Below are 6,064 nucleotides of genomic sequence, written 5' to 3' on the forward strand. Positions count from 1 at the left end.
GGCCGTCGCCGAGCGCCGTGTCGCCGGAGATCGCCTCGAACGCGGCGGCACCCGCGGCCGGGTCGCGCTTGGCGGTCTCGGCGGCCGAGCGGAACTGGGCGAGCAGGCGGTAGCCGGCCGGCCCCTGCGCCTCGAGGGCGTCGAACGCCTTGTCGGCCTCCGCCACCTTGCCGTCGCGGGCCAGGCGGTTGGCCTCGTCGAACTGCTGCGAGGCGGCCTCGGCCGCGTTGCGCTGGCCCGTCTGCCAGTAGCGCCAGCCGCCGACGCCGGCGACCACCAGGATCGCCACCGCGATGATCACGCCGCTGTAGCGGCGCCAGATCTCGGCGACCTTGTCGCGGCGATAGTCTTCGTTGACCTCGCGGATGAACTCGTTGTTCTCAGCCATCGTATCCCGGTCCGGCGCGCGAGCCGGACGACCTGAAGCGTCTCGATTGGCCCCGCGCCTAGCACGCGGGCGCCGGTTTGGCGACCGGGCGGCGTCTACGCCTGGCCCGGCCAGGCGTAGACGCCGATCAGGATCGGGTGGAGATACTTGCCGAACACGAACCAGGCGACGACGCCGACGACCACCGCGATCGCGTCGTTGCGCCAGCCCGCAGGGGCCGCGGCGCCCCCGTGCTGCGCGACGACCTGACCCGCCGTGAGCGCGCGGCGCTTGGCGCTGATCCGGGCGATCACCGCCCAGGCCAGGAACGAGCCGAACAGCAGGATCGAGCCGAGGTCGCCGTTGGCGAGCAGGTGCGCCGTCGCCCAGATCTTCACGGCGAGCAGCATCGGGTGCTTGGCCTTCGCCCGGATGTGGCCCGGCAGGTAGGCCGAGGCCAGCACGATGAAGGCGAGCAGCACCAGCACCAGGGACAGGTGGCGCGTCCAGACCGGCGGATCCCAGACCGGGATGTACCCGTCGACGCGATAGTTGTGGAAGCCGACACCGATCAGCACGAGGCCGAGGACCGAGAGCAGGGTGTAGCCGAGCTTGTACTTGCCCTCGCCGACTTGGCCGACGACCTCGGAGCGCTTGGCGCGCAGCATCGAGAAGGCGTGGGTGCCGAGGAACAGCACCAGCCCGAGGATCAGGATCAGCATGGATGGGGACTCGGCTCGGGAGGATCGGGCCCCCGCACCGGCGGGAAGCCATTCTGTAACGGTTCTGAACAGAAACTCCCGTGGTTTGTCCAGGCGCGCGACCGTCGTCCGTGCGCGCTCCTCGTCCAAGTGCGCTTTCGGCGCACCCATCGGTCTCGTCCCATGCGGCTCCGCCTCGCGCTGTTTCTCCTGTCGCTGCCGGCGCTCGCGCAGGCGGCCGCCGAGCCGCCGCTGTCGAGCCTGACCCTGGTCGGGCCGCCGAGCATCGTGTTCAAGGCCGGGCGCGACGCCTGTGACGGCGCCGACGTGCCCGACGCCTCGGCCCGCGCGTTCCGGGATGCCACCGGTGCGGTCGCCCTGTTCGGCATGCACTACCGCAACCGGGCCCTGCGCGGGCCGGACCTCGACCACCTCAAGCTCGACTGCACGGTGGTGCTCGACTCGGGCGAGAAGGCCGACCCGGCGCTCTACGACGACCGCTCCTGGATCACCGCCACCTGGACCGAGGACGGCGCCCGGATCGCCGCGCTGGTGCACCACGAGTACCAGGCGAACGAGCATCCGGGCCGCTGCACGGCCGAGACCTACGAGGCCTGCTGGTACAACACGATCACCGCCGCCGCCTCCGCGGATGGCGGCCGCAGCTTCCTGCGCACGACCCCGCCCGCGGTGGCGATGGCGGCCCCGTTCCGGCAGGAGGTCGGCCAGGGGCGTCACCGCGGCTTCTTTAACCCGTCGAACGTCTTCGCCGACGGGCGCTTCCGCTACGTCTTCGTCTCGACCACCGGCTGGGACCGGCCCGGGGATCAGGAGGCCGGGGTGTGCCTGTTCCGCACCGCCACGCCCGGCGATGCGGCGAGCTGGCGCGCCTGGACCGGCACCGGCTTCACCGCGTCCTTCCCGGATCCGTATCGCACCAAGGGCGCGCGGGCCGAGGCCTGCAAGCCGGTGGCGCCGTTCCCGACGCCCGTCGGGGCGGTGGTCCGCCATCGCGGCACCGGCGCCTTCGTCGCCCTGTTCATGGCCAAGGCGGGTGACGGGTTCGCGCAATCGGGCTTCTACTGGACGAGCTCGCGCGACCTTCTGACCTGGGACGTGCCGCGGCTGCTCGTCGCTGGGGCGACGCTCTACGACGACCCCTGCGCGGCGCCGGGCGGCCTGATCGCCTACCCGTCCCTCCTCGACCCCAGGGCCGAGGGCCGGAACTTCGACGACGTCGGCGACACCGCGATCCTCACCTACGTCACGCTGCGGACGGAGGGCTGCACCATCACCTCGGACCGCGACCTGCTGCGGCGGCCGGTGGCGATCAAGGTGTGGCCGTGAGCGCATCGTGCGTTGACCGGGACCGCGCCTGCATCATGTTCGAGGGCTGACCACGAGGCCACCATGACCGACCACCTGCTCGCCTGGGACGAACGCGACGAGACCGTCGCGGAAAACGGCGTCGCCAAGCGCACGATCCCGGGCGCGGGCGCCAGCCTCGTGCGGATCGTCGTCCCAGCGGGCACCTCGGCGGCGCGGCACAGCCACGCGCACGAGCAGTTCGTGCAGGTGCTCTCCGGCTCAGGCATCCTGGAGACCGAGCAGGGCCGTGCGGCATTCGGCCCCGGCAGCGTGTTCCACTTCCCCGCGGAGGCGTGGCACGCGGCGGAGTTCGAGACGGAGACGGTGCTAGTGGAGATCAACGTGTCGGCGTGAGGCCGGCGGATGGGTCCGTCGTTCGACGCGACCCATGTCGGCGGGCCCCTCCAACCTTCGACATCTATGAAGGCGTCCGACCGACCTCCCCTGACTCGATCCGATCGACCTCGTTCTCGGTATCCTGCGCATAGCGTGCGGCCTCTCCGGGTCGAAGAATTCTTCCCTCTTGCGGGTCGAAAGCCACGCCGTCGGTCAGCGTCAGGCAGGCGGCCAGCGCCAGCCACGTGCCGACGCAACTCGGCAAAGCCGCGAAATAGAAGGCGTAGGCGTAGGGCCACGGCCCGCCGAGATCGATGTCGTCGTACGTTTCCGCCAGTTCCGCGAACGCGCAAGCGCCGAACTCTAACCCGGCTTCTCGGCCACGCCAAAGCGCCGGAAGGTGCCCCCGATGATCCGCGAGATCGCGAGCCGATCTCAATCTCAGATCGAACCCGAGGGCATCGATCGACGCTTGCCAGTCTTCGATCGATTTGATCGGACGGGCGCAGAACGCGTAGGCTTCCATCGTCATGTTCTGTCCCTCAAAACCAGTGGATGTCGGCAAAAACGCTTATCTTCGTCCTGTTCCGTCTTGAAATCTCATATCGCCGATATCAGCGCCGAGGATGTTCTTCCATCGCGCAAGACCACGTCGGTCCGCACGCGTCCCTCCAGCCCATAACGAACACTATCGCCCAGGCTGAAGCTTTGCTCGACGCCGTGCCGGCCGATACCTGGAATATCCAGATTGCGAATCAATCGAGCGGTCGCAGCATGCAATCGGACGCCGTAGGCCGGCACACGGACATCTCCCGAGATCGAGATTGCCTCCTTGACGACATCCACAAGAAGCTCGGTCTTCGCGTCGATCCTTGCGTTCCCGGTTTTCTCTATCTGGCTGCGCACGATCTGACCGGCGCCGCCGGTCCAGCGACCATCCGGGCCTCGGGGTTGATCCGGGCGAAAGCCGGCTTTGAGGGAATGGCTGAGCACGGACAGCATCGCAATCCGCAGGCGGATCTCTGCAACTCTGTGCGCGAATCGAAGCTGGTCTCGACGTTCGTTCATGCCAAAGCTCCCCCGAAGAGGCCTTGCCATATATTCCTAATAAAGTCAATTTTCCTATAGCGCTGTGGAGCGAGGCACGGCCGATCGCCCAGCCGTGCTTTCAGCGTGCAGTTGACGCTGCCGGGCGCCCGGCCTCAACTTTTCTTGCCCCCGCGGCAAAAAGGCCTGTGTTGGCGGCTTCCACGCACGCGTGTAGAGAGTAGCGCTACGAAGGCTCGCCCGTGCACGCCGACGGGACGAGCGCGCCGATTTCGCCCGCATACAAGAACAGAGGCCATCCATGAGCGCTGGTACCGCTTCCGACAAGCATTTTTCGAACTCCTTCTTCGCGGCCCCGCTGAGCGACGCGGATCCGGAGATCGCCAAGGCCGTCGAGCAGGAGCTCGGCCGGCAGCAGCACGAGATCGAGCTGATCGCCTCCGAGAACATCGTCTCGCGCGCCGTGCTCGAGGCGCAGGGCTCGGTGCTGACCAACAAGTACGCGGAGGGCTATCCCGGCCGTCGCTACTACGGCGGCTGCCAGTTCGTGGACATCGCCGAGAACCTCGCCATCGAGCGCGCCAAGCGCCTGTTCGGCGTCGGCTTCGCCAACGTGCAGCCGAACTCCGGCAGCCAGGCGAACCAGGGCGTGTTCATGGCCCTGATGCAGCCGGGCGACACCTTCCTCGGCCTCGACCTCGCCGCCGGCGGCCACCTCACCCACGGCGCGCCCCCGAACGTCTCGGGCAAGTGGTTCAAGCCGGTCTCCTACACCGTGCGCCGCGACGACCAGCGCATCGACATGGAGCAGGTCGAAGCGCTGGCCCACGAGCACAAGCCGAAGGTGATCATCGCCGGCGGCTCGGGCTATCCGCGCCATTGGGACTTCGCCAAGTTCCGTGAGATCGCCGACGCGGTCGGCGCGTACTTCTTCGTCGACATGGCGCACTTCGCCGGCCTCGTCGCCGCCGGCGTGCACCCGTCGCCGTTCCCGCACGCCCACGTCGCCACCACGACGACCCACAAGACGCTCCGCGGCCCGCGCGGCGGCATGATCCTGACGAACGACGAGGCGCTCGCCAAGAAGTTCAACTCGGCGATCTTCCCCGGCCTGCAGGGCGGCCCGCTCATGCACGTCATCGCCGGCAAGGCCGTGGCCTTCGGCGAGGCCCTGAAGCCCGAGTTCAAGATCTACGCCCGCCAAGTGATCGAGAACGCCAAGGCGCTGGCCGACACCCTGATGTCGGGCGGCTACGACATCACCTCGGGCGGCACCGACAACCACCTGATGCTGGTCGACCTGCAGCGGAAGGGCCTCACCGGCAAGGCGGCGGAAGCCGCGCTGTCGCGGGCCGACATCACCTGCAACAAGAACGGCGTCCCCTTCGACACGCAGAAGCCGACGATCACCTCGGGCATCCGCCTGGGCACGCCGGCCGGCACCTCGCGCGGCTTCGGCGTCGCCGAGTTCAAGCAGATCGGCGGCTTCATCGTCGAGGTGCTCGACGGGCTCGTGGCGAACGGCGAGGCCGGGGATTCCACGGTCGAGGCCTCGGTCAAGACCCGCGTCCACGCCCTCACCGACCGGTTCCCGATCTACGGCTGATCCGGACGCCGCCGGAAGGGAAGCCTTCCGGCGTGCACTGCAACACGATAGAGACGGCCGCGGATCGCCTCGATCCGCGGCCGTTCTCGTTTCCCGAGAGGCCGCCGTCTTTCCGGCTCGATGAGAAGGTCCGCCCGATGCGGTGTCCCTATTGCGGCGGCTCCGACACGCAGGTGAAGGATTCGCGGCCGAGCGAGGACGGCGCCGCGATCCGCCGCCGCCGGGTCTGCCCGGACTGCGCCGGCCGCTTCACCACCTTCGAGCGCGTGCAGCTGCGCGAGCTCGTGGTGCTCAAGCGCTCGGGCAAGCGCGTGCCGTTCGAGCGCGACAAGCTGCAGCGCTCGATCGGCGTGGCCCTGCGCAAGCGCGCGGTCGACCCCGAGCGGATCGAGCGGCTGGTCAGCGGCATCACCCGCCAGCTCGAGAGCGGCGGCGAGGCCGAGATCACCTCGGAGGCGATCGGCGAGCTGGTGATGGAGGGCCTGAAGGGCCTCGACGACGTCGCCTACGTGCGCTTCGCCTCCGTCTACAAGAACTTCCGCGAGGCCAAGGACTTCGAGGACCTGCTCGGCACCTTGGCGGAGGCCGGCGTCGAGCCGCCCGAGGGCGTCGCGGCGGGCAAGCCGCGCACGGCACGGT

Annotated in this window: 8 protein-coding genes; 4 read left to right on the top strand and 4 right to left on the bottom strand. The window is 68.8% G+C overall.

Annotated elements, in window-relative coordinates; translation table 11 throughout:
- On the bottom strand, positions 1-388 hold a 388-nt coding region (locus FV223_RS17980), incomplete at its 3' end, for a tetratricopeptide repeat protein (protein WP_147728306.1).
- A 95-nt stretch (positions 389-483) separates the two neighbouring features.
- Positions 484-1,089, bottom strand: a complete 606-nt coding sequence (locus FV223_RS17985; protein ID WP_147728307.1) for an NnrU family protein — start codon at positions 1,087-1,089, stop codon at positions 484-486.
- Between the two features lie 162 nt (positions 1,090-1,251).
- Between FV223_RS17985 and FV223_RS17990 the strand changes: the two genes are divergently transcribed.
- The gene (locus tag FV223_RS17990) at positions 1,252-2,415 is read left to right on the top strand and encodes a hypothetical protein (protein WP_147728308.1); all 1,164 of its coding nucleotides are present in this window, start codon (positions 1,252-1,254) and stop codon (positions 2,413-2,415) included.
- Positions 2,416-2,478: 63 nt separating this feature from the next.
- Positions 2,479-2,790: a cupin domain-containing protein gene (locus FV223_RS17995; RefSeq protein ID WP_147728309.1), complete on the top strand. Its 312-nt coding sequence runs from the start codon at positions 2,479-2,481 to the stop codon at positions 2,788-2,790.
- Between the two features lie 64 nt (positions 2,791-2,854).
- Here FV223_RS17995 and FV223_RS18000 read toward each other — a convergent pair whose 3' ends face one another.
- Both FV223_RS18000 and FV223_RS18005 read right to left on the bottom strand, forming a co-directional pair.
- Positions 2,855-3,304: a hypothetical protein gene (locus FV223_RS18000; RefSeq protein WP_147728310.1), complete on the bottom strand. Its 450-nt coding sequence runs from the start codon at positions 3,302-3,304 to the stop codon at positions 2,855-2,857.
- 68 nt (positions 3,305-3,372) lie between these two features.
- The gene (locus FV223_RS18005; protein ID WP_147728311.1) at positions 3,373-3,840 is read right to left on the bottom strand and encodes a hypothetical protein; all 468 of its coding nucleotides are present in this window, start codon (positions 3,838-3,840) and stop codon (positions 3,373-3,375) included.
- Positions 3,841-4,120: 280 nt separating this feature from the next.
- Here FV223_RS18005 and glyA point away from each other — a divergent pair, with 280 nt between their 5' ends.
- Both glyA and nrdR read left to right on the top strand, forming a co-directional pair.
- A complete protein-coding gene (gene glyA / locus FV223_RS18010) occupies positions 4,121-5,425 on the top strand; it encodes a serine hydroxymethyltransferase (RefSeq protein ID WP_147728312.1) in 1,305 nt (434 codons plus the stop codon).
- A 137-nt stretch (positions 5,426-5,562) separates the two neighbouring features.
- A partial coding sequence (nrdR, locus tag FV223_RS18015; protein ID WP_246689718.1) for a transcriptional regulator NrdR occupies positions 5,563-6,064 on the top strand: 502 nt, incomplete at its 3' end.

Source organism: Methylobacterium sp. WL116 (assembly GCF_008039455.1).
Classification (GTDB): domain Bacteria; phylum Pseudomonadota; class Alphaproteobacteria; order Rhizobiales; family Beijerinckiaceae; genus Methylobacterium.